At 70.6% G+C, this 21066-nt stretch carries 14 protein-coding genes and 2 pseudogenes; 8 read left to right on the forward strand and 8 right to left on the reverse strand.

What is annotated here, in order from left to right; translation table 11 throughout:
• Nucleotides 1-26: 26 nt before the first annotated feature.
• On the reverse strand, nucleotides 27-674 hold the full coding sequence (locus ACH4RC_RS36410) for a TetR/AcrR family transcriptional regulator (RefSeq protein ID WP_398208511.1): 648 nt from the start codon (nucleotides 672-674) through the stop codon (nucleotides 27-29).
• Between the two features lie 213 nt (nucleotides 675-887).
• Here ACH4RC_RS36410 and ACH4RC_RS36415 point away from each other — a divergent pair, with 213 nt between their 5' ends.
• The gene (locus ACH4RC_RS36415) at nucleotides 888-2348 is read left to right on the forward strand and encodes an MFS transporter (protein WP_398208477.1); all 1461 of its coding nucleotides are present in this window, start codon (nucleotides 888-890) and stop codon (nucleotides 2346-2348) included.
• Nucleotides 2349-2512: 164 nt separating this feature from the next.
• On the opposite strand, the gene ACH4RC_RS36420 is transcribed toward ACH4RC_RS36415, so the two are convergent.
• The gene (locus ACH4RC_RS36420) at nucleotides 2513-4084 is read right to left on the reverse strand and encodes an FAD-dependent monooxygenase (protein WP_398208479.1); all 1572 of its coding nucleotides are present in this window, start codon (nucleotides 4082-4084) and stop codon (nucleotides 2513-2515) included.
• Between the two features lie 128 nt (nucleotides 4085-4212).
• Between ACH4RC_RS36420 and ACH4RC_RS36425 the strand changes: the two genes are divergently transcribed.
• Together ACH4RC_RS36425 and ACH4RC_RS36430 are read left to right on the forward strand one after the other, a co-directional pair.
• A complete protein-coding gene (locus tag ACH4RC_RS36425; protein ID WP_398208480.1) occupies nucleotides 4213-4752 on the forward strand; it encodes a CGNR zinc finger domain-containing protein in 540 nt (179 codons plus the stop codon).
• A 250-nt stretch (nucleotides 4753-5002) separates the two neighbouring features.
• Complete coding sequence (locus tag ACH4RC_RS36430; protein WP_398208482.1) at nucleotides 5003-6343, forward strand: PHB depolymerase family esterase; 1341 nt, start codon at nucleotides 5003-5005, stop codon at nucleotides 6341-6343.
• 301 nt (nucleotides 6344-6644) lie between these two features.
• Here ACH4RC_RS36430 and ACH4RC_RS36435 read toward each other — a convergent pair whose 3' ends face one another.
• The 4 genes from ACH4RC_RS36435 to ACH4RC_RS36450 form a co-directional block, all read right to left on the reverse strand.
• The gene (locus ACH4RC_RS36435) at nucleotides 6645-8105 is read right to left on the reverse strand and encodes a nucleobase:cation symporter-2 family protein (protein WP_398208483.1); all 1461 of its coding nucleotides are present in this window, start codon (nucleotides 8103-8105) and stop codon (nucleotides 6645-6647) included.
• Nucleotides 8102-9535: an amidohydrolase family protein gene (locus tag ACH4RC_RS36440; protein ID WP_398208484.1), complete on the reverse strand. Its 1434-nt coding sequence runs from the start codon at nucleotides 9533-9535 to the stop codon at nucleotides 8102-8104. The genes ACH4RC_RS36435 and ACH4RC_RS36440 overlap by 4 nt, the downstream gene beginning before the upstream one ends.
• A gap of 130 nt (nucleotides 9536-9665) precedes the next feature.
• Complete coding sequence (locus ACH4RC_RS36445; protein WP_398208513.1) at nucleotides 9666-10613, reverse strand: isopenicillin N synthase family dioxygenase; 948 nt, start codon at nucleotides 10611-10613, stop codon at nucleotides 9666-9668.
• A gap of 402 nt (nucleotides 10614-11015) precedes the next feature.
• A complete protein-coding gene (locus ACH4RC_RS36450; RefSeq protein ID WP_398208514.1) occupies nucleotides 11016-12707 on the reverse strand; it encodes a glycoside hydrolase family 27 protein in 1692 nt (563 codons plus the stop codon).
• Nucleotides 12708-12927: 220 nt separating this feature from the next.
• On the opposite strand from ACH4RC_RS36450, the gene ACH4RC_RS36455 reads away from it, so the two are divergent.
• Complete coding sequence (locus tag ACH4RC_RS36455; RefSeq protein ID WP_398208485.1) at nucleotides 12928-14346, forward strand: protein kinase; 1419 nt, start codon at nucleotides 12928-12930, stop codon at nucleotides 14344-14346.
• A 72-nt stretch (nucleotides 14347-14418) separates the two neighbouring features.
• Here ACH4RC_RS36455 and ACH4RC_RS36460 read toward each other — a convergent pair whose 3' ends face one another.
• The gene (locus ACH4RC_RS36460) at nucleotides 14419-15153 is read right to left on the reverse strand and encodes an SDR family oxidoreductase (RefSeq protein ID WP_398208486.1); all 735 of its coding nucleotides are present in this window, start codon (nucleotides 15151-15153) and stop codon (nucleotides 14419-14421) included.
• A gap of 150 nt (nucleotides 15154-15303) precedes the next feature.
• Here ACH4RC_RS36460 and ACH4RC_RS36465 point away from each other — a divergent pair, with 150 nt between their 5' ends.
• The 4 genes and pseudogenes from ACH4RC_RS36465 to ACH4RC_RS36480 form a co-directional block, all read left to right on the forward strand.
• The gene (locus tag ACH4RC_RS36465) at nucleotides 15304-16164 is read left to right on the forward strand and encodes a helix-turn-helix transcriptional regulator (protein WP_398208487.1); all 861 of its coding nucleotides are present in this window, start codon (nucleotides 15304-15306) and stop codon (nucleotides 16162-16164) included.
• Nucleotides 16165-16431: 267 nt separating this feature from the next.
• Nucleotides 16432-17169: a hypothetical protein gene (locus ACH4RC_RS36470; protein ID WP_398208488.1), complete on the forward strand. Its 738-nt coding sequence runs from the start codon at nucleotides 16432-16434 to the stop codon at nucleotides 17167-17169.
• Between the two features lie 185 nt (nucleotides 17170-17354).
• Nucleotides 17355-17830, forward strand: a pseudogene (locus tag ACH4RC_RS36475) (HAMP domain-containing protein); the annotation flags it as partial.
• Nucleotides 17830-19822, forward strand: a pseudogene (locus tag ACH4RC_RS36480) (PP2C family protein-serine/threonine phosphatase); the annotation flags it as partial. The pseudogenes ACH4RC_RS36475 and ACH4RC_RS36480, both read left to right, overlap by 1 nt.
• Here ACH4RC_RS36480 and ACH4RC_RS36485 read toward each other — a convergent pair.
• Entirely contained in the window at nucleotides 19809-21002 is a 1194-nt protein-coding gene (locus ACH4RC_RS36485) for an alcohol dehydrogenase catalytic domain-containing protein (protein ID WP_398208490.1), read from the reverse strand. The pseudogene ACH4RC_RS36480 and the gene ACH4RC_RS36485 sit on opposite strands and share 14 nt — an antisense overlap.
• Nucleotides 21003-21066 lie beyond the last annotated feature (64 nt).

Raw genomic sequence — 21066 nt, forward strand, 5'->3', positions numbered from 1 at the left:
CAAACCGCTCCGGGGCCGTCGTGGGGTCAGGTTCCGGCCTGGAGGCGAAGGCCTGCCAAGGTCAGGTCCAGCGCGGCGAGGAACTGATCCCGGTCGTCGTGACCGGCGAACTCGTCGGCGATCTGCCGTACGAAAGGGAACTCCTCGGCGTCGAGGGACCGCCAGGCCTCGGCGAAACGGTCGAGGTACTCCTCGCGGTCCACCTCGCCGTCGAGCAGCTCCTGGGGGATCTCCGCGCCCAGGTCGGCGGCCGACCCGACCACGACGCCCGTGATCGCCGAGACGGCGTGGAAGCGCTGGCGCGGGGTGAGATCGAGGCGCAGCGTCTGGCGGCCGAGGCGCTCGTACAGTCGCAGCGAGTTGCCCTGGATGTCGGTGTTGCGCATGAAGTACGCGGACAGCCAGGGCCGGTCCACGATCGCGTCGAACAGCGCGATGGCCATCGCGCGGAGGTCGGCGATGGGGTCCTCGCTGTCCGGCCGCTCCTCCACGGCAGCCAGGACGCCGCTGATCGCATGGTCGGTGGCGCGGTCGAGGAGTTCGTCCTTGTTCTGGACGTACCAGTAGATCGTGCCGACGCCCGTGCCGAGCCGAGCGGCGAGGGTGCGGAAGGTCAGCGCGGCCCCACCGGCTTCGTCGAGCACGGCCACGGCCGCGTCCAGTACGGCCTCCATCGAGTGCGAAGCACGTCGGCGCCCGCGGGGAGGCCGGTCGGCGGCGGAGCGTGCGCGGGTCGGGGGCGGTGTCATGGCATCCATCCAAACACAACTTGCCACGCTATCGAACGTCGTTCTATGGTGGAACAGCGTTCGAGACTCGAACGTTGTTCCATGAGCGAACGCCGTTCCATAGTTGGCAGCGTTCCGCGATCAGAAAGGAGGCCGGTCATGACTGCCACCACCGACACCGGGCCCGTTTCCACCCGCACCTACGGATCGCTGCGGGCGGCGTGGATCCCGCTGGCCGCACTCTGCCTGGCCTTCTTCGTCGAGATGGTCGACAACACGCTGCTCTCCATCGCACTGCCCACCATCGGCCGCGACCTCGGCAGCGGCACGACCGCCCTGCAGTGGGTCACCGGCGCCTACTCGCTGACCTTCGGCGGCCTGCTGCTCACCGCCGGCTCCATGGCCGACCGACTCGGCCGCCGCCGCGTGCTCCTGGTCGGCCTCGCCGTCTTCGGCCTGCTGAGCCTGGCCGTCATCGCCGTCGGCTCCGCCGGGCAGCTCATCGCCCTGCGGGCCGGACTCGGCATCGCCGCCGCGGCCATGGCGCCCATCACCAACTCGCTCGTCTTCCGCCTCTTCGACGACCAGGCACTGCGGATGCGCGCGATGACCCTGATGATCGTCGTCGGCATGTCCGGATTCATCCTCGGTCCGCTGCTCGGCGGCACCGCGCTCGCCCACGTGAGCTGGCAGTGGCTTCTGCTGATCAACGCGCCGATCGCACTGATCGCTGCCATCGGCGTGCGCCTGGGCGTCGCGCCCGACCGGCGCGAGGACCTCACCGACGACAAGCTCGATCTGCCCGGCGCCGCCTTCAGCGTCCTCACCATCGGCCTGGCCTGTTATGCGCTGACCAGCGGAGTCGAGCACGGCTGGCTCTCCGCCGCCACCCTCGGCTCGGTCCTCGGCGCGGTCGCGGCGGGCATCGCGTTCGTGTGGCACGAGCGCCGCAGCAAGACCCCCATGCTGGACTTGAAGATCTTCTCGAACGGCACCGTGCGCGGCGCCGCCCTCGCCCAGATCGGTACGTCCGTGGCGATGGCCGGCGTGATGTTCGGGCTGATCCTCCACTTCCAGTACGCCTACGGGTGGAGCCCGGTCCGGGCCGGCCTGGCGAACCTGCCGCTCATCGTGACCATGATCGTGGCGACCCCGCTCTCGGAGGGGCTGGCCAGAAAGTTCGGCCACCGCATCGCCTGTCTGGTCGGCGCGGGCTGCCTGACCGTGGCCCTCGCCGGCCTCGCCTGGGGCGTCGACCACGGGTACGCCGCCATCGCTGCCTGCATGGTCGTGATGACGATCGGGCTGCGCACCGTCATGACCATCTGCGCCATCGCCCTGGTCGAGGCGATGCCGGCCAACCGCACCTCGATCGGGACGGCGCTCAACGACACCGCCCAGGAGGTCGGCACCAGCGTCGGCACCGCCGTCGTCGGCACCCTGATCGCCGCACTGGTCACCACCCAGCTGCCCGTGGGCGTCTGGAACAGCGACCTCGTGCACTCCTTCTTCCACGGCGAGCGCATCACCTACGCCGTACTCGCGGTGATCGTCGGCCTCATCGCCGGCGGCGGCGCGCTCACCCTCACCGACTCCCACTCCACCGAGGAGCCGGCCTGACGGGTGAGCCCGGGCCTACGGCTGTCGCCCCTGGCCCGCTACCTGACCGAGTGGATCCTCACCGCGATCGTGAGATCGAACACCGTAGCCCCACCGTGCCGTAGTCCGCTCACCCCATGAACGTCCGGAGGTCAGCTCCCTTCAGGGAGCCGTTCCGGCGGGAGTCACCGGTACGCGAGTACACGACGTACGAGGGCCGGAAGGGTCATCGGGTCCTCCGGGAGAGTGCCGCGCCAGGCGATGTGTCCGTCGGGGCGCACCAGAAGGGCGGTGTCCGCATGGTCGGCGCCGAGGAGGCGCGCCCATCGCCCAGGGTCGGCCTCCTGCTGTCCGGCGGTGCGTACGGCACGGAGGACGAGGGGGATCCCGGCGCGCCGTACCGCGTCGGCCTGCGCCTGCCACCGGGGGTCCTCGTCGGCTGTGAGCAGGGTGAGGCCCGGGCCGACGAGGTCGAGGGTGGAGGTGACGCCAGAGGGCCCCGGGGCGAGGCGCATGTGGGGCACGCGTTCTCCCGGGCGGCAGCCGGCCCTGCACCCGGAGGGATCCAGAATCTCGTGTTCGCCGGTGTGCTCCGGGCCGGGGACGACGGCGGCGGAGCGGTAGGTCGCGGTCAGGAGGAGTTCGTCGTCGATGCGGTAGCCGGCGCGTCGGGTGGCGTTGGCCGTGGAGATGTCGAGGACTTGGCGGGCGAGCGGGCGTCGCTCGGCCTCGTAGGTGTCCAGGAGGGCTTCGCCGGCGTGTCCCGCAGTGACGGCGGCGAGTTTCCAGGCGAGGTTGTCGACGTCGCCGATGCCTATGTTCATGCCGTGTCCGCCGGTCGGCGGGACGACGTGGGCGGCGTCGCCTGCCAGCAGGACGCGTGAGCGGCGGTAGGAGGCGGCGAGTTGCGCGTCCATGCGCCAGGTCATCGTGTCGTGGACGGTCACGTCCAGGGCAGGGATGCCCGCGGCCGTACGGACGAGGCCGGCCAGGAGTTCGTGGTCCGTCGGGTCCGTCTCGGCGTCGGGTCCGAGGGGGTACTGGTAGATCCAGTGACGGTCGTTGTCCACGGCCATGAACCCGCCCCGCCCGGGGACGGTGAGGAAGTACGAGGCGCTGGCACGGTCGGCGACGACCTCGCCCAGGGGTGCCTCGAAGCGGACGCTGAGATAGCGCCCAAGGCCGACGGGGCCCTCCATCGCGATCCCGGCTGCGGTGCGGACGGTGCTCGCGGCGCCGTCGCAGCCGATGAGCCAGTCCGCTTGCACGTGGTCCAGGCGGCCCGTGGCCCGGTCCTCGACGACGGCCCGTACGCCGAGGCCGTCGTCCTCGAAGGAGACCAGACGGGCGGCGAACCGGACACGGGAACCGGCCAGTTCCGTGGCGCGACGCAGCAGCAGGGGCTCCAATGCGTCCTGCGAGCAGATGAGGCCGGGCGACGGCGTGTGCTCGGGGTCCTCGCCCGGCTCCTCGGCGAGGCCGTCGCGGACGAAGTCGGGGTCGACGAGGTCGCGGCCCCGGTAGAAGTGGACCTGCTCGGCAGGCAGCCCCGCCGCGCGGACCTCTTTCTCCAGCCCGAGCCGCCGGAAGATCTCCATCGACCGGGCCGAGACGCCCCGCGCCTTGGGGTGACGGGAGGTTCCGGGGTGGGACTCGATCAGCACGTGATCCACCCCCTGATCCGAGAGCAGGCAGGACAGGGCCAGCCCGACGGGTCCGCCCCCGACGACCAGTACGGGAGTGTGCGATTCGGTCATGGGGAGTTCCTTCAGATGGACTCGCCCGAATGGGCTCGACCACCGCAGTAACGGCTAAATTGAGAAATGACGTTACCATGGCGGCGTGATGAGGGACTGGCGCTGCCGAGTGACACGAGGGGTGAGCCATGGACCAGCGGTTCACCGATGACAATCCACGCGGCCTGTACTTCCTGGCCGACCTGGTCAACGCCGTGCAGGACGGGTCCGGCGCCACGCCTGGGGGGCTGGAGGCCGTCGTGGAGGCGCACGGAGGCCCGCCTCTGGGGCTGACCGAGACCACCGCAAGGGAGATGCGGGAGGCCGCGGCGGTCATCGCCGCCATCCTGGACCTCGACGACGAGGACGGCGCCGCTGAAGCGATCAACGCCCTGCTCGATCAGTACCCCGCCCGGCCCCGCCTGGAGCGCGTTCCCGGACACCGCCGCTGGTCCCTGCGCGCCACGGCCCCCCACGACGCTCAGCCCGCCCGCTGGCTGCTGTCCACCGCCACCCTCGCCCTGGCCCTCTGGCTCAGCGAACGCGGCTACTGCGCATGGGGCCGCTGCTCGGCCCCCGGATGCGGCCGCTACTTCATCGACACGGGCCGCCGCACTCCACAGCGCTACTGTTCGACCCGCTGCGGAACCCGCGTCCGCGTCGCCGCCCACCGCGACCGGAGCCGATGACCCGCGCCGAACTGTCTGATGGCCGTCCAGACTGCTGCGGGCCCCCGCGCCTTGCGGAACCACAGAAACCGTAGGAACCACAGGAACCCCGCAGCGACCCGCCCGCTCACGCCGCCCCAATGGTGAACGGTTTGCCCGCGGCATCCGTGCAATGCCGTGGGAGCGCTTCCACGGCATTGTGCAGATGTGTGCCTGCCGTCACGCCGGTGCTCCCAGCGAGGACCCAGCCGCGACAGAAAGGGGCGACGCCGTGTCCGTGTCCGTCACCGTCACCGCAGGCAACACCGCGAGGAGACCACTGAGAACAACGCTCGTCGCGCTCCACGGAGCGCTGGTGGCGCTGCTCGCCGCGCTGCTCATCGGCGCGCCCCCGGCCGCCGCCCGCACCGACACCGCCGACGTGCCCTACGCGACCCTCACCGAGGTCACGAACTTCGGCAGCAACCCCAGCAATCTCCAGATGTACGTGTACGTCCCCGAGAAGGTCACCGCCAACCCGGCGGTCCTCGTCGCCGTCCACTACTGCACCGGCTCCGGGCCGGCGATGTACAGCGGCACCGAGTACGCCTCGCTCGCCGACCGCTACGGCTTCATCGTCGTCTACCCGTCCGTCACCCGGTCCAGCAAGTGCTTCGACGTCTCCTCGCCGCAGGCCCTGCGGCGCGGCGGCGGCAGCGATCCGGTCGGGATCAAGTCGATGGTGGACTGGGTGCTCGGCACCTATCACGCCGACCCTCAGCGCGTCTTCGCCACCGGCATCTCCTCCGGCGCGATGATGACCAACGTGCTGCTGGGCGTCTACCCGGACGTCTTCGCCGCCGGTGCCGCCTTCGCCGGGGTTCCGTTCGGCTGCTTCGCCACCAGCGACGGCTCCGAGTGGAACAGCGCCTGCGCCAACGGCACCGTGGTCCGCACTCCGCAGCAGTGGGGCGATCTGGTCCGCAGCGCCTACCCGGGCTACACCGGGCCGCGCCCCCGCATGCAGCTCTGGCACGGCACCCAGGACGACACACTGCGCTACCCGAACTTCGGTGAGGAGATCAAGCAGTGGACGAACGTCCTCGGCGTGAGCCAGACCCCGGCGTCCACCGACAGCCCCGCCGGCGGCTGGACGCGCACCCGCTACGGCGCCACCGGTGACCGCGCGCCGGTCGAGGCCGTCAGCCTCCAGGGCGTCGGGCACAACGTGTACGCCTACGGCATGGGCGCCCGCGTCCTCACCTTCTTCGGCCTGGACGGCCAGACTCCCGGTCCGGACCCCGAGCCCCAGCCGTCCGGCTGCAAGGTGACCGCGAGCACCTCCGCCTGGAACACCGGCCTGACCGCCTCCGTGGCCATCACCAACACCGGCACCACCGCGATCAACGGCTGGAAGCTCGGCTTCACCCTGCCGGGCGGCCAGAACATCACCAACGGCTGGGGCGCCGCATACACCCCGTCCTCCGGGCCGGTGACGGCGACCAACGTCTCGTACAACGGCACGATCGCGCCGAACACCACCGTGACGATCGGCTATCAGGCCACGCACGGCGGCAACAGCGGGGCGCCCAGTGCCTTCACACTCAACGGCAGCGTCTGCACGACCGCCTGACCGAACGGACGGCTCACAACTCGTCCGGCCGAGCGCTCCGTCCTGCCCGGTTCGGCCGGCCCACTCCCCCGGCGGCCCGGACAGGACGGAACCGACGCCGACTGCCGGTCCTGGTGTGCCGCAGCTCACCCGCTGTTGTGTCCGTCGGCGGAACACTTCGCGGAGGCGGGGCGTTGGGAGGAGTGTGGCTGCGGAGGGGACAGTGTCCCCGGGCCTCACCTCTGGCCCATGGGGACGATCGTTCGGCTGAAGCCCCATGGAGCCTTTCGCCGCGAGGCGACCGCCCTCCGCGCGCCACACCTCACACGGCCCTGGCTGGTCTCCCCCGTCCAGCCAGGGCTTCTTCATGCCCGGCCGCGGGCGCAACCGGGCCGTCGGGTTCGTCGCGTCGGGCGCCTGCCAAGGTGCGGGCCGGTGGGCGCAGATGGTGGAAGAAGACGTTGAGCGTGATGGCGGTCAGGGTGCCGAGCATGATGCCGCTGTCGAACAGGGCTTGGAGCTGGCGGGTCGGCATGTGCTCGGCGAACTGCGGATACGCGGTGGGAAGGAAGCCGATTCCGAGGCTCGCCGCGACGAGGACGGTGTTGCGGGCATCGCTCAGGTCGGCCTTGACGAGGATCTGTACGCCGACGACGGCGATGGTGGAGAACAGCACGAGGGTCGCCCCGCCGAGAACGGAGGGCGGCATCGCGGCGACCACCGCCCCCACCTTGGGCACGAGCCCGAGGACCAGCATGATCACGCCTGCGGTGGCGACGATCCAGCGGGAGGTGACCCGGGTGAGGCGCAGCAGACCCACGTTCTGTGAGTAGACCGTGGTGGGGAAGGAGTTGACCAGCCCGGCGAGCACTGTGGCCAGACCGTCGGCGCGCAGGCCGCGGGTGAGGGCCCGCGCGTCGACCTCCCGCTCGGCGATCTCACCGACGGCGAAGAACTGGCCGATCGACTCCACCGCGATGATCACCATGACGAGGACGATCGCGAGGACTGCCATGAGGTCGAACCGGGGTGCCCCGTAGTGCAGGGGTGCCTGCATGCCGAACCAGCTGGCGTCGCCGATGCCCGAGAAGTCCGTCCGTCCGGCAAGCGCTGCCACCACCGTGCCGGCGACCAGCCCGAGCAGTACCGCGACCGAGACCAGAAAACCGCTGCCGAACCGGTACAGGGCAACGATGACCAGCAAAGTCACCCCGGCGAGCCCGAGTTGCACGGGCGTGCCGAAGCCGGCCGCCCCCGGGTCGCCGCCGCCGACCTGCCGCGCCGCCACCCCCATCAGCGTCACGCCGACGATGATCACGATGGTGCCGGTCACCAGCGGCGGGAAGAACCGCACCAGCCGGCTGAACAGGGGCGCGATGAGGAAGAGGACGAGCCCGGCGGTGATCACCGCGCCGAACACGGTCGGCAGGCCGGCGTCCGCGCCGCCGGCGGCGACACCGACCGACACGAGCGAGGGGACGGCCGCCGTCGACATGCCCTGCACCACGGGCAGCCGGATGCCGATGCCCGGCAGACCGACCGTCTGCAGCAATGTGGCCACGCCGCAGGCGACCAGCGCGGTGTTGATCAGCGCCGCGGTGCCCGCCCCCGAGAGACCGAGCCCCTGGGCGACCAGCAGCGGCATGACCACCGCTCCGGCGTAGAAGGCCAGCACGTGCTGGAACCCGAGTACGGCGAGCCGCCACCACGCGGGCACCGCGTCCACCGCGTGGCCGCGCGCCGCGCCGGTCTGCGAGCCGTCGCCCGTCAAAGTGTCCGTCATGCGAGTCCTTCCTCTCGGTGTGTGCCGTGCTGCCACGGCTGCGTCAGCGGCGTGAATCCGGCCCGTGCCACCAGCCGCCGGGCCCGCTCCCCCGCGTCTGCGCACAGGGCTTCTTCGTCGATGCCGGGACAGCGGCCGTCCTCGTACACCACGCGGCCGCCGACCAGCGTCATCTCCACGTCCGCCGTCCGCGCCGCGTAGACCAGGGAGGACACCGCGCGGTGCACCGGCTGCAACGCGAGCGCGGTCAGGTCGACGACGACCAGGTCGGCGAGGCCACCCATGCGGATCTGTCCGGATTCCGGCAGGCCCGCGTACCGGGCGCCGTCGCGGGTGGCCGCCTCCAGTGCCTCCTCGCAGCGCACCGCCGCCGGGTCGAGGGCGGCAAGGCGCTGCGCGGACACCATCTGCTTCATCGCCTCGAACATGTCCTGCCGGCCGCCCGCGCTCGGCCCGTCCGTCGCGAGCCCGACGACCGCCCCGGCCGAGCGCAGCGCACCCCAGGCCATGGTCCCGGACGCCAGATAGGCGTTGGAGCAGGGAGCGTGGGCAACCCCGGCCCCGCGGGAGCCGATCGCCGCCGTCTCCTCCTCGTCGAGCCAGATGGCGTGCGCGAGGGTCGCGTGTTCGTCGAGCAGGCCCTCGCGCTCGAGCCACGTCACGGGACGCACGCCGTACGCGTCGAGGTAGCTTTGCGGGTCCTTCGCGCTCTCGCTGCAGTGCGTGTGCCAGGGCACGCCGTGTGCGCGGGCGAGGTCGACCGCGCCGCGCAGCAGGTCCTGGTCGCAGTAGGAGAGGTTGAGGGGCGCGGGCCAGATCCGCACCCTGGCGTCGGCGCCGCGGGCGGCCATGCACTGGCGGGTGAGGTCGAGTTCCTCGTCCGTGCCGAACCGGTAGAGCCCTTCGGGCAGGCCGCGGGCGTCGGCGACCTTCGTACGGTCGCCGAGCATGCCGCGCGCCACCGCGCCGCGCAGTCCCACCTCCTCGATGGCGTCGGCGACGGCGAGGACCGTTTCGGGGTCGGTGGGCGCGTAGTGGTGGTCGACGACCGTCGTGATGCCCGCGTGGGCCGCCTCCACCGCGCCCAGCCGCGCGGCGACCCGGGCGTCCTCGGCGTCGAGGTGGAGGGCGTAGGGCCACATGAAGTGGTTGAGCCAGGGCCAGATCGGCAGGCCCTCACCGATGCCCCGGGCGAGGGACTGGAAGAGGTGGGTGTGGGTGTCGGTGAAGCCGGGGAGGACGGCGCGGCCGCGGCAGTCGATCGTGCGGCGGGCCCGCCAGCGGGCCTCGACCTCGTCGGCCGGGCCGACGTCGACGACGCGGTCGCCGTCCACGGCCACGGATCCATGGGTGTATACGGTGCGTTCGTCGTCGACGGTGACGACCTGGGCGCCGGACAACAGCAGTGCGCACGGGCGCGGTTCGGGCATGGGGCATCCCGCTTTCGGTCCGAAATTCCGGGGAGGGGGCCCGGGGCGCCGTCGCGGCGGCTGCCCCGGGCAGGAAAGGAGGCGGGGCGCCGTCGCGGCGGCGACCCCGGGTGGGAAAGGACGCGGCGGATCAGCCGCCGAAGTTGGCCGCGATGCGCTGGCGCAGATACTCCGCGGCGGTGACCGGCTCGTGGCGGCCGTCGGGGCAGGCGATCACGGCGTCACGGTCGGCTTGCGCGAAGTACGCGATGGAGTACCGCGGCCCCTGGTCCGCGTCGGGGCCCGGCTGGGCGACACGGTGGAAGTTGGAGAGCAGACGGTCGCCGCTCCACCGCATCAGCATGTCGCCGATGTTGCACGTGATCAGGTCGGACCGGGCCGGAACCGGTGTCCACGCCCGGGTGTCGGCCTCCCGGCCCGGGCACACCTGGAGCCCCTCCTGCCCGTCTCGCTGGAAGAGGAGGGTAAGGCAGTCGAAGTCGGTGTGGGCGCCGGCCCGCCAGCCTGCCTCACCCTCACCGCGGGCCTCCTCGGGCACGGCGTAGTAGTGCAGCAGGCGCAGGGTGGACTGGTGGCCCTGGTCGGTCGGGACGTGCCGCTCGGCGAAGAAGTCCCGGTCCAGGCCGAGACGGTCGGCGAAACAGGAGAGTACGCGCATGGCGAGCGCGTGGCATCGGGCCTCGAACCCGAGCAACGTGTCGCGGAAGCCGGGCAGTTCGTCCTCGGCCGGCCAGAGGCCCGCCATGTGCGGGCGGGTGAGCTGGAAGGACTCCTTCTCGTCGGGCGTGCCCGTCGAGGGCCGCACCTGGCTGCGGTACTCCCAGCCCGCGTTGAGCCCCTTCTTCAGCGCGTGGCGGCTCTTGAGGCGTTCGGGCAGGGCGAAGAACGCCCCGGACGCCGCGAAGGCCGCGTCGGTCTCGGCCCTCGTAAGACCGTGCCCGGACAGCTGGAAGAAGCCGGTCTCCGTGGCCGCCTGCCACAGTTCCTCGGTGATCTGCGCGCGGCGGGCGCCGAAGTCGGTCAGGTCCACAACCTTGATCTCGCGTACCGCCGTGGCGGTGCCCGCGTCGGCGCCCATCCGCCGCTCCCGGTCGAGTTCCGCCTCGGCGTGCGAGGTGTGCGGCAGGTTCGGGCGGGTGCGCACACGTGTGCTCTGGTGCGTGTTCTGGTGCGTGTTCTGGTGCGTGGGCAACGTGGTTCTCCCTGGTGAGGGCGCGACCACGGAAGGGAACGAGGGCCGCGCCGGGTGAACGAAGTGAGGTCACCGCCCCCATCACTTCCACCTGCCCGCACACGGCGGACGGGGCACGCGCGCGCCGGCCCTGCTGCCGACACGTCGTGAGCTGGCGGCGCCCCGGGCCGGACCCGGGGCGCCGCGCGATGCCGCGAAGTCTTCCTGGCCTGTGTTACGTGACGGCTACGAGGGATGTCGGGGGCGTAACGGTGACGGAGCCCCGCCGAGCGGTGGCCGGACGACGGCTCAGCCCAGGATCCACTGCTGGTTGGCGCCCCCGTTGCAGTTCCACAGCTCCAGTGCGGTGCCGTTGACGTTCCCGGCGGGCTTGTCACCGCCGGTGACGTCGAGGCACAGGCCCGACTGGACGCCGGTGATGGTCCCGTCGGGGTTCGGCTTCCATTGCTGGTTGGTTCCGCCGTTGCAGGTCCACAGTTGCACCACGGAGCCTGGCGCGGTCCCGTTCTCGTGGACGTCAACGCACTGCGTGCCGTTGTAGAGACGCAGTTCACCGGCGGGGGTGAGGGTCGCGGCCTGGTTGGCGCCGCCGTTGCAGTCCCAGATCACGATCCTGGTGCCGGGGGCCGTCCCGGCGCCCTCCGCGTCCAGGCAGCGCTGAGAGGAGGCGCTGATCAGCGGGTGGGTCGTACCGGTGCTGCTGCCGGTTCCGGCCGAGACGCGGTACATCACCGTGCCGTGCGCGGGCACCGACGCGCTGATGGTGCCGCTCGTCGAGGTGACCGCCTTGGACCACAGGTTGAAGAGCTTGTACGAGGCGGCGCCCGGCAGTCCGGCCGCGGCGGCCGTGGTGCTGACCGTGGCGGTGGAACTGTTCTCGTTGGTGAGGGTGACCGAGCGGTCGCCGTTGGCCAACTGCTTGGTCATCACGACGAGTCCGCCGGAGGAGGAGACGACGGTGCCCTGCTTGCCGAGAGGGTCCTGGTCGACGGCGATGACGTCGCGGTTCTTCAGGATGGTCAGCGTCTGCGCGCTCGCGCTGCGGATGTCACTGCCGATGAGCAGGGGCGCGGCCATCTGTGACCAGAGGCTGAAGTGGGTGCGGTACTCGGTGTCGGTCATCCCGCCGTTGCCGACTTCCAGCATGTCCGGGTCGTTCCACGCGCCGGGTTTGGCGTACTGCGCCAGGCGCTGGTTCGCGTGCGCGATCCCGATCATGCTGGACCAGTTGTCGCTGATGTCACCGGTGGTGCGCCAGCTGTTGCCGATGGGCGGCGCCCAGTTCCATGGCGCGTTGGAGCCCCACTCGCAGATGCTGTAGAGGATCGGCCGTCCGGTGGCCTTGAGCGCGTCGCCCATCGTCTTGTACCGGGTCTGTGCGTCGGCGCCGGTGTTGTTGCAGTTGTCGTACTTCAGGTAGTCCACGCCCCAGGAGGCCCACTGGTCGGCGTCCTTGGTCTCGTACCCGAGGCCGCCGGGGAACCCCTCGTTGGCACAGGTCTTGGTGCCTGCGCTGGAGTACAGGCCGAACTGCAGGCCCTTGGAGTGCACATAGTCCGCGACGGCCTTGATGCCGTTGGGGAACCGCACGGGGTCGGGGACCAGGTTGCCGGCGGAGTTCCGTTGGGGCAGTGCCCAGCAGTCGTCGAGGTTCACGTAGGTGTACCCGGCGTCCTTGAGGCCCTTCTCGACGAAGGTGTCGGCGATCCCTTTGACCATCGCCTCGTTGAACTGCTTCCCGCATCCCGTGGTGTTCCAGTTGTTGAAGCCCATCTGCGGAGTCCGGGCAAGGCCGTTCTCCAGCGCGGCAGCCTCCGGTGCGGCAGTGACGGCCGCGATCTGCGTGCCGGTCGCGATTCCCGCGGTCACCACGGCGGCGCCGGTCAGCCCACCGGCAGCCAAGGTGAGCGAAGCGACCGAAGCGGCGAAGCGTTGTCTGAAAGTGTGCTGTTCGCTGTGCGTGTGCAGCATGTGCGTCATGCGTGGCATGTGCGGCTCCTAGGCGAGGAATGTGGCGCACAAATCAACAAAGCCGAACGAAAGCAGCCACATCAGACCGTCATGGCATGCATGTGTCAAGGGGGTGCGCGTCTCGGTCCGCCGGTGTGCGCCAAGGTCTGGTCGACGGTGCTCCGTCGGCGTACTCCTCGCGCCTCGGGGGTACGCGCAGTGCACTGCCCGCGCGTGAAGGAGACGTTGAATGCCGATAGGACCTGGCGGTGGGAGCGCAGCCACGCCCGGGCGGGACCCCCTGCTGGTCGGCGGCCGGTACCGGATGCGGGACCAGCTCGGTTCGGGCGGGACGGCCGACGTGTTCGCCGCGGTCGACACGGTCCTGGGCCGCGAGGTGGCGGTGAAGGTCTTCCGTCCCGTCGCGGGGATGGTCACCGCGGACCGCATCTGTGGCGAGGCGCTGACGTTGGCCCGCCTCCGTCACCCGGCCCTCGTCACCGTCTATGACGCCGGACGGCACGGCGACAGCGCCTACATGGTGACCGAGCTGGTATGTGGCACGACGTTACGGAACAGACTCTCCGTCGGCTCCCTGACCGCCACACAGACCATCCGCCTGGGGACGGTTCTGACCTCGGCCCTCGACCATGTGCACGGCTGCGACATCATCCACCGTGACATCAAGCCGTCCAACATCCTCCTCGACGAACTCGGCGCGCCCCGGCTGGCGGACTTCGGCCTCTCCCGCGCCATCGACGAGCGCACCCGCACCGAGCCCGGGACACTGATCGGCTCCCTCGCCTACATGGCCCCCGAACAGCTTCTCGGAGGCGGCGCGAGCAAGGCCAGCGACGTCTACGCCCTGGGTCTGGTCCTGCTCGAGGCCCTCACCGGCGACACCTCACGCCGCGCCACGCCCCTCGAAGCCGGCATCGGCCACCTTCTCCATGCACCCCGGATCCCCGACCAGGTCCCCGACGGTCTGGCCCGCCTGCTCTCGCTGATCACCGCGCAGGAACCACAGGAACGCCCCGACACCGCCCGCATACTGGGCCTGCTCGAAGAGGCCGCAGCCACGTCCGCCCCCGCGCCCGCCACCGCTTCGCATCCGATGATCCGCACCGCGGAAGCGTTCACGACGACGGCTACGCACCGGGCCTCCTCTGCCCGGGCGACGACCCCCACGGCAGCCTCGGCAGATACCGCAGCGGCGCCGGCGCCTTCCCCCGAGGCATCTGTCGCCACGACCGGCAGTCAGACCCGTCGGTCGTGGCTGCGGCCGGTGACTGTCGCAGCGGCGGGGGTGCTGACACTCGCCATCACCGGAACCGTCCTGACCGACGTCGCCCCGCCCCCGGCCGCCGGTGCGGGCAACCATCCGCACTCTTCCCCCTCGACGCCCGCGAAGACGACCGCGCCCCAGCCGGCTCCGACCGACACCACCTCGAAGGCCACGCAGCCGCCCGTCCCTGCCACGGCACGGCACTCCGGCCCCGAGCGAGGCCGCTCCGTCGCCGGCACACCGGGCGGGAGCACGGGCGACAACGCGGTGCCGTCCACACCCACGCCTCCTACCGGCCGCCCGGCTCAGGAAGCGAAGAAGCAGAAATCCAAGAGCCCCAAGAAGAATCCAGAGAAAACCAAAGGCACCAAGAAGAAGAAGTGACGTGGCTGCTCGAACGCGCGCCGTCGCCGGGCTCCGAACGGTCGAGCCCGGCCTGTCGGACGGCTGACCGCCCTACTGCGCACTCGCGGCCGGGCGCACCACGATCTCGTTCACGTCGACCTCGGCGGGCTGGGAGACGGCGAAGGCAATGGCGTCGGCGATCGCGGACGCCGGAACGGCCACCGAACGGTAGGTCTTCATGTCCTCGCGCGCACGCGGGTCGGAGATGGAGTCGGCGAGCTCGGACTCGGTGACGCCCGGGGAGACCACGGTGACCCGGATACCCCCGGCCGACTCCTGACGCAGCCCTTCGGACAGGGCGCGCACGGCGAACTTGGTGGCGCAGTAGACGGCGGCCGTCGGCACCACCTCGTACGCACCGACTGAGGCCACGGTCACGATGTGACCGCCGCCCTGCTGTCGCATGACCGGCAGGGCGGCCGCGATGCCGTGCAGCACCCCGCGGACGTTCACGTCGAGCATCCGGTCCCACTCGTCCACCCTCAGCTCCGACAGGGGCGAGAGTGGCATCACCCCGGCGTTGTTGACGGTCACGTCCACCCGGCCCCAGCGCTCGATCGCGGCCGACACGAAGGCTCGTACGTCGGCCGCGTCGGTGACGTCGAGCCGACGGAAGTCGGCGGTACCCCCGTCGGCGGCGATCCGCCCGGCCAGCTTCTCCAGCCGCTCTGTACGGCGCGCGCCCATGAGCACACGGTGGCCGTCGGCGGCCAGGCGCAGGGCCGTCGCCTCACCGATCCCGCTGCTCGCGCCGGTCACCAGGACGACCTTGGTGGTCCGCTCCATGACGATGTCCTTCCAGTGGAGGGATGGTTACGCAGTCGGATGACCGCGGAACCGAGTCTGTGCGGGACGGCCGGCACCGGACCAGGACGGCCGTTGCCTGGGTACGGCACACCCAGGCAACGCGACGGACGGCCGCATAGTCTTTGCCGCATGGACGACAACCACTTGGGTGCCTTCCTGCGTGCCCGCAGGGCCGGCCTCACGCCACGGGACGTGGACATGGTGAGCCACGGGACGCGCAGGGTCGCCGGACTGCGCCGGGAGGAGGTCGCGGTCCTCGCCGGGGTGAACGCCGACTACTACACCCGCCTCGAACAGGGCCGCGAACGCAACCCCTCCCCCCAGGTCCTGGACGCCCTCGCCCGCGCCCTGCGGCTGGACGGTGACGCGCGGACGCACCTGTTCCGCCTGGCCGGCGGCGCACCCGGTGCGGAACGCTCCGTCCACACGGCGGCCCGGGTGAGTCCGGCGCTGCGCCAGTTGATGGACGGCTACCCGCATACTCCGGCGTTCGTCCTGGGCCGCACCCTGGACGTCCTCGCCACCAACGCCCTGGCTGAAGCGCTCTTCACCCCGTTCGACCCGGCGGACAACCTGGCCCGCATGATCTTCCTCGACCCCGCGGGCCGGCATTTCTACGCGGACTGGGAGCGGGCGGCCCAGGCCGCCGTGGCCAATCTGCGTGAGGGCGCCGGCCTTGACCCGGACAGCCCGGAACTGCGCCGGCTGGTCGCCGAACTCGCCGATCACAGTGCGGAGTTCGACCGGCTGTGGAGCGCCCACGGCGTGCGCGGCAAGAGCCGGGACGCCAAGAACCTGCACCACCCCGAGATCGGTCCGCTCGCCCTCACCTACCAGGCCTTCGACGTGCGCGACGCCCCGGGCCAGCAACTCGTCATCTACCACGCCGAACCAGGCAGCCCGAGCGCCCGCGCCCTCGGCCTCCTCGGTTCCCTGCACGCCACCCGACGCCGCGCGGAGGCGGGGCCGTCTCCCTCCTTGCAGTCCTGACCTGACCCACCATCACATCGCATGCCAGCAAGCCGACTTCATGGCGTGTTGCCTGCGGAATACACGTGAAGTGCTAGCCTGCCTCCCTTGTCACACAAAGGGGGGTACCTAGTGAGGAAACCACCGCGTTTCGCATCCGTGCTGGCACTCTTGACCGGCATCGCCATCGCCTCGACGACGACCACCGCTTCCGCCGCTACGGACAGGAGCGGGGCGGAACGTCTGAACATCCCCAACAGCAGCCCATGCAGGGCAGGCCGCACTGTCATGCAAGGCATGGTCGCGGGGGCGGGCGGACAGCTCTACATCGTCTTCACCAGGGCGGGCGGGGAGGAGCCGGTCCTGTCCAGATGGCTGCGCGACGGCTCGGCCTGGGACGGGTCCAGCTGGACCTGCGCCGGGGCGCCGACCTCCATACCCGCCCTCGGCCACGGCAACGACCTCGCCTACCAGTCGGACTATCGGGGCCAGGGTCCTGCCCTGATCGCCACCCAGGGCAGTCAATCGGCCTTTCCCAGCGCCGATGTGACGGTCGTTCACCTGGACTCATCGGGATCTGTCGGCGCAAGCGAGGTGGTCCATCTGCCCATCGGCAACATCAGCGGCCTCTGCTACAGCGCGACGGCGGCCGACGGAGCGGGCAGATATGCCGCCCGCCGCTCGGGCAACCTGTGGACCCACCCCGGGTCCGGTTCGCTGACGAGCGGATGGACGCTGGTGAACAGCGGCCTGACGAGCCACGACAACCGTTCCGACCAAGGTATCGACTGCTCCGAGAACTACATCTGGAACACCAAGTCCATCAACACCTCGACGCCCGAAACAGGGTGGAACTGGGTGTACCAGTACAACTGGTCCGGAGGTGACGTGGAGAGCGACATCGGAATCCCCGGAAACGGCCTGACCGATGAGATCGAGGATGTCACCCACATCGGGAGCGACTTCTTCGTCGGCGTCAACCGGAACGGCGGGAGCGCCGACTCCGTGAAGGTCTTCATCGAGTGACACCCTCACCTCCGCGCAGCTGAGAACGCGATACCCGTACCGCCCGGCGGTCCGCGCGGTCCGGGTGTCGTGGTGATGCTTTCCGCATGGAAACAATTGCGCACCGGTTGCGTTGGTCGCCCGAGGGCTTCGCACGCTCCGTTCGCATCCGCCGCTGCTGTGCGTACATGGAACGAGGTTGTGTCATGCCGGAAACACCGGTTGAGGTGGCTGGCCCGGTGCCCCAGGCCCGTTCCCCACGGGCCGCCAAGGTGGGTGAGCCGGAACTGCGCCAGTTGCTGGCCGGGTCGACCGCCGTGCGTGACGGTGACTTCGGCACAAGGCTGCCGGACGCGGCGGACGGCCTCATGGGCGAGATCGCCACGGTGTTCAACGGCATGGTCGACCAGCCGCCCTGTTCACGTCCGAAGTCACGCGGGCGGCGCGGGAGGTGGGCACCGAGGGGACGCTGGGCGGGCAGGCGGTGGTCCCGGGCGTCTCCGGCACCTGGGCCGACCTGACCGACTCGGTCAACGCCATGGCGGGAAATCTGACGACCCAGGTCCGCGACATCGCGCAGGTCGCCACGGCGGTGGCCCGTGGCGACCTGTCGCAGAAGATCACCGTCGAGGCCAAGGGCGAGGTGGCGGCGCTCGCGGGTGTCATCAACACGATGGTGGAGACACCCAGGCCGTGGCCGAGTCCCTGCTCAGTCGTGCCCTGGTCCCGCTCGGCGTGACCGCTGTCGCCGTGTGGAGCGCCGGGCACGACGGCTCCCTGACGCTCAGCGGACAGGCCGGCTTCAGCAGCGAAGAAGCAGCTCGCTGGCGCTACGTGCCACCGGTCGTGACCACCCTCGCCCGCCAGGCCCTGACCGAACGCGACATCGTGCACCTCGCCACGATGGACTCCGGCCCACCCTCCATCGGACACCTGCACGGACCCGCCGGCGGACGCGTCGCCGTCTGCGCCGGGACCGGCGGACGCATCCACGGCGTGCTCGAGAGCTGCTGGCCCGGACCGTACACAGCCCCGTCACAATGGTCGAACGTCAGCTCGAAGCCCTGGCCGAACTGTGCGCGCACACCCTGGAGAACCCTCCCACTCCCGCGGGCCACCACCACAGCCCGGCCACTCAGGATCCGGCCGCCGCGGAACTGGTGGAACTCAGCGAAGGCCTGTACGACGCCGCCCTGGTGCTGACTCCCCACACCGATCCTGAGGGCCGCCTCACCGACTTCCGCATCCTGCACGCCAACACCCGCTTCAAGGATCCGGCCGGCCGGCCCCGCAGCGCCCTGCACGGCACACTGCTGCTGAAGACCTATCCGATGGCCGTCGCCGACAGCGGCCTGTACGACCACTTGGAACGCGTCTACGCCACCGGTGAGTCCTTCCGCACCCAGCACATGCCCCTGACCACGCTCGTCGACCAGGTGCCCCTCGCGACCGTCGCCGACATCAGCATCAGCCGGCACGGCAGCGCCCTGCTCATGATCTGGCGCGTCGAGGACGAGACCGCCCGCCTGGCCACCCTCCTGCAACACGCCCAGCGACTGGGCCGGGCCGGCGGATTCGAGGAGACCCTCGCCACCGGCGAGATCACCTGGAACGGTGCGCTCTTCACCCCCACGGCAGGGAGCCGGCCGACGGCCCCGTCACCGTCCACGACCTGGCGGCGCACGCCCACCCGGACGACGCCGCCGCCATCGGACGCTTCCTGCGCACCCTCCTGCACTACCGGCGCACCGCCACGCTCGCCTTCCGCCTGCGGCGTCAGGACGGCGTCACCCGCCACATCCGCATCGCCGCCGAGCCCGTCCTCGACTCCAACGACCAACTGCTCCTGGTGCGCGGCGCCTACCAGGACAGCTCGGCCCAGCACTGGACCGAAGTGGCCCTGACCGCCACCCGGGTCCAACTCGTACAGACCGAGCAGGAGATCGCCGGACGCAACCGCCTCACCCTGCAGTTGCAGCACGCGATCATGCCGCCCGCGCACAGCCCGGCCCCGGCCCCCGGCATGCAGGTCGCCGTCCGCTATCGCCCGGCCGAAACGGAGTCCCTCGTGGGCGGCGACTGGTACGACGCCGCCGTCCTGCCCTCAGGCCACGTACTGCTGTGCGTGGGGGACGTGGCAGGCCATGGCATCAAGGCCGCCACCGGCATGGTCGTCCTGCGCAACGCGCTGCGCGGACTCGCCATGACCGGGGCCGGGCCCGCGCAGCTCCTCGCCTGGCTCAACAACGTCGCCCATCATCTGACCGACCACGTCACCGCCACGGCGGTCTGCGGTGTGTACGACCCCGCCACGCGCATACTGCGCTGGGCCCGGGCCGGCCACCTCCCGCCCATCCTGATCCGCGCGGACAACGCCACCATCCTGCCCATGACCAGCGGGCTTCTCCTGGGCGCGATCGCCGATGCCGCCTACACGGAAAGCGACATGCGCCTGGAGGCGGGCGACACGCTGCTGATGTACACCGACGGCCTGGTCGAGCGACGGGACACCGCCGTCCAGGACTCCCTGGCGCACCTGCTGGTCAAGGCACAAGGCCCGGTCGGCACGCTCGACCAGCGACTGAACGTCCTGCTGACCCACAGCAAATCCGACACCGACGACGACACCTGCCTCGTAGACATCGAGATCGCCCCGAGCCCTACGCAGGGATGAGACCGTGAGGGTCGATGATGAATTTCACGGGCGCTCCCTGGTCGAAGGTCGCGTAGGCGTCGGGGGCCTCGTCGAGACTGATCACCTTCGTGTTGAGCATCGCGCTCAAGTAGGGCATGCGGTCCCAGAGGATCGCCATCATCAGCTCGCGGTTGTAGTGCATGATCGGTGCCTGCCCGGCGGCGATCCGCGGCGACTTGATCCAGGTCTTGCCGAAGTCGATCGGATACGTTCCCTCCTGCTCCGCCTTCGACTTCGCGAGCGGGTCGGGGCCGTAGACACCGATGACTCCGGTGGCCCCGCCCGCCCGGGTGGCGTCCATCACCTGGTTGATGGCGTGGGCCGGGTCCATGTTGTCGGCCTCGCGGCCGATGCCGTGTGCCTCGGCGCCCACGTAGTCGACCGCGCAGTCGACCATGGGCTCGCCCAGGATGGCCTCGATCTGGTCGGTGAGCGCCGCGTCATGGCTCAGGTCGATCGTCTCGCAGCCGTTCTTCTTCACCAGCTCCAGGCGGTCCTTGTCGTGGTCGCCGACGATGATGCAGGACGCCCCGAGGAGGCGCGCGGCTGCCGCAGCGCAGCGGCCGACCGGACCGGCACCGGCGATGTACACGGTCGAGCCCGGCTTGGCACGGGCCTCCATGAGGCCGTGGAACGCGGTGGGCAGGATGTCCGAGAGCACCGCCAGGTCACGGATCTTCGCCATGGCCTGGTCCTTGTCCGGGAAGCGCAGGAGCTGGAAGTCGGCGTACGGGACGAACAGGTACTCCGCCTGGCCGCCGACCCAGTCGCCCAGGTTGAAGCCGTACGCTCCGCAGTCGACCTCGGGGTTCGTGGTCTCGCAGACGTCGGTCCGGCGAGCCCTGCAGTTGCGGCAGCGGCCGCAGGCGACGTTGAACGGGACGGAGACGAGGTCGCCCTCGCTGAGGAACTCGACGTCGGGGCCGACCTCGATGACCTCCCCGGTCATCTCGTGCCCCATCACCATGCCCTGGGGCACCGGGAAGGACCCGCGGTAGATGTGCAGGTCACTGCCGCAGATGTTGGTGGCGACCATCCTGAGGATGGCTCCGTGCGGGGCCTTCTTCCCGTTCGGCATCTGAAGCTTCGGGAAGTCCAGAGACTCGACGCGCATGTCCTTCGTGTCATGGAAGGTGACGGCGCGGTTGCTGCTTGCCATGACGATGTCCTCTGCTGATCCACGGGGGCACGGTGGTGGGAGTACCGGAGGTCGTACCGGAGGT

Origin of the sequence: Streptomyces sp. NPDC016845, assembly GCF_044332585.1 — a bacterium.
Taxonomy (GTDB): Bacteria; Actinomycetota; Actinomycetes; order Streptomycetales; family Streptomycetaceae; genus Streptomyces.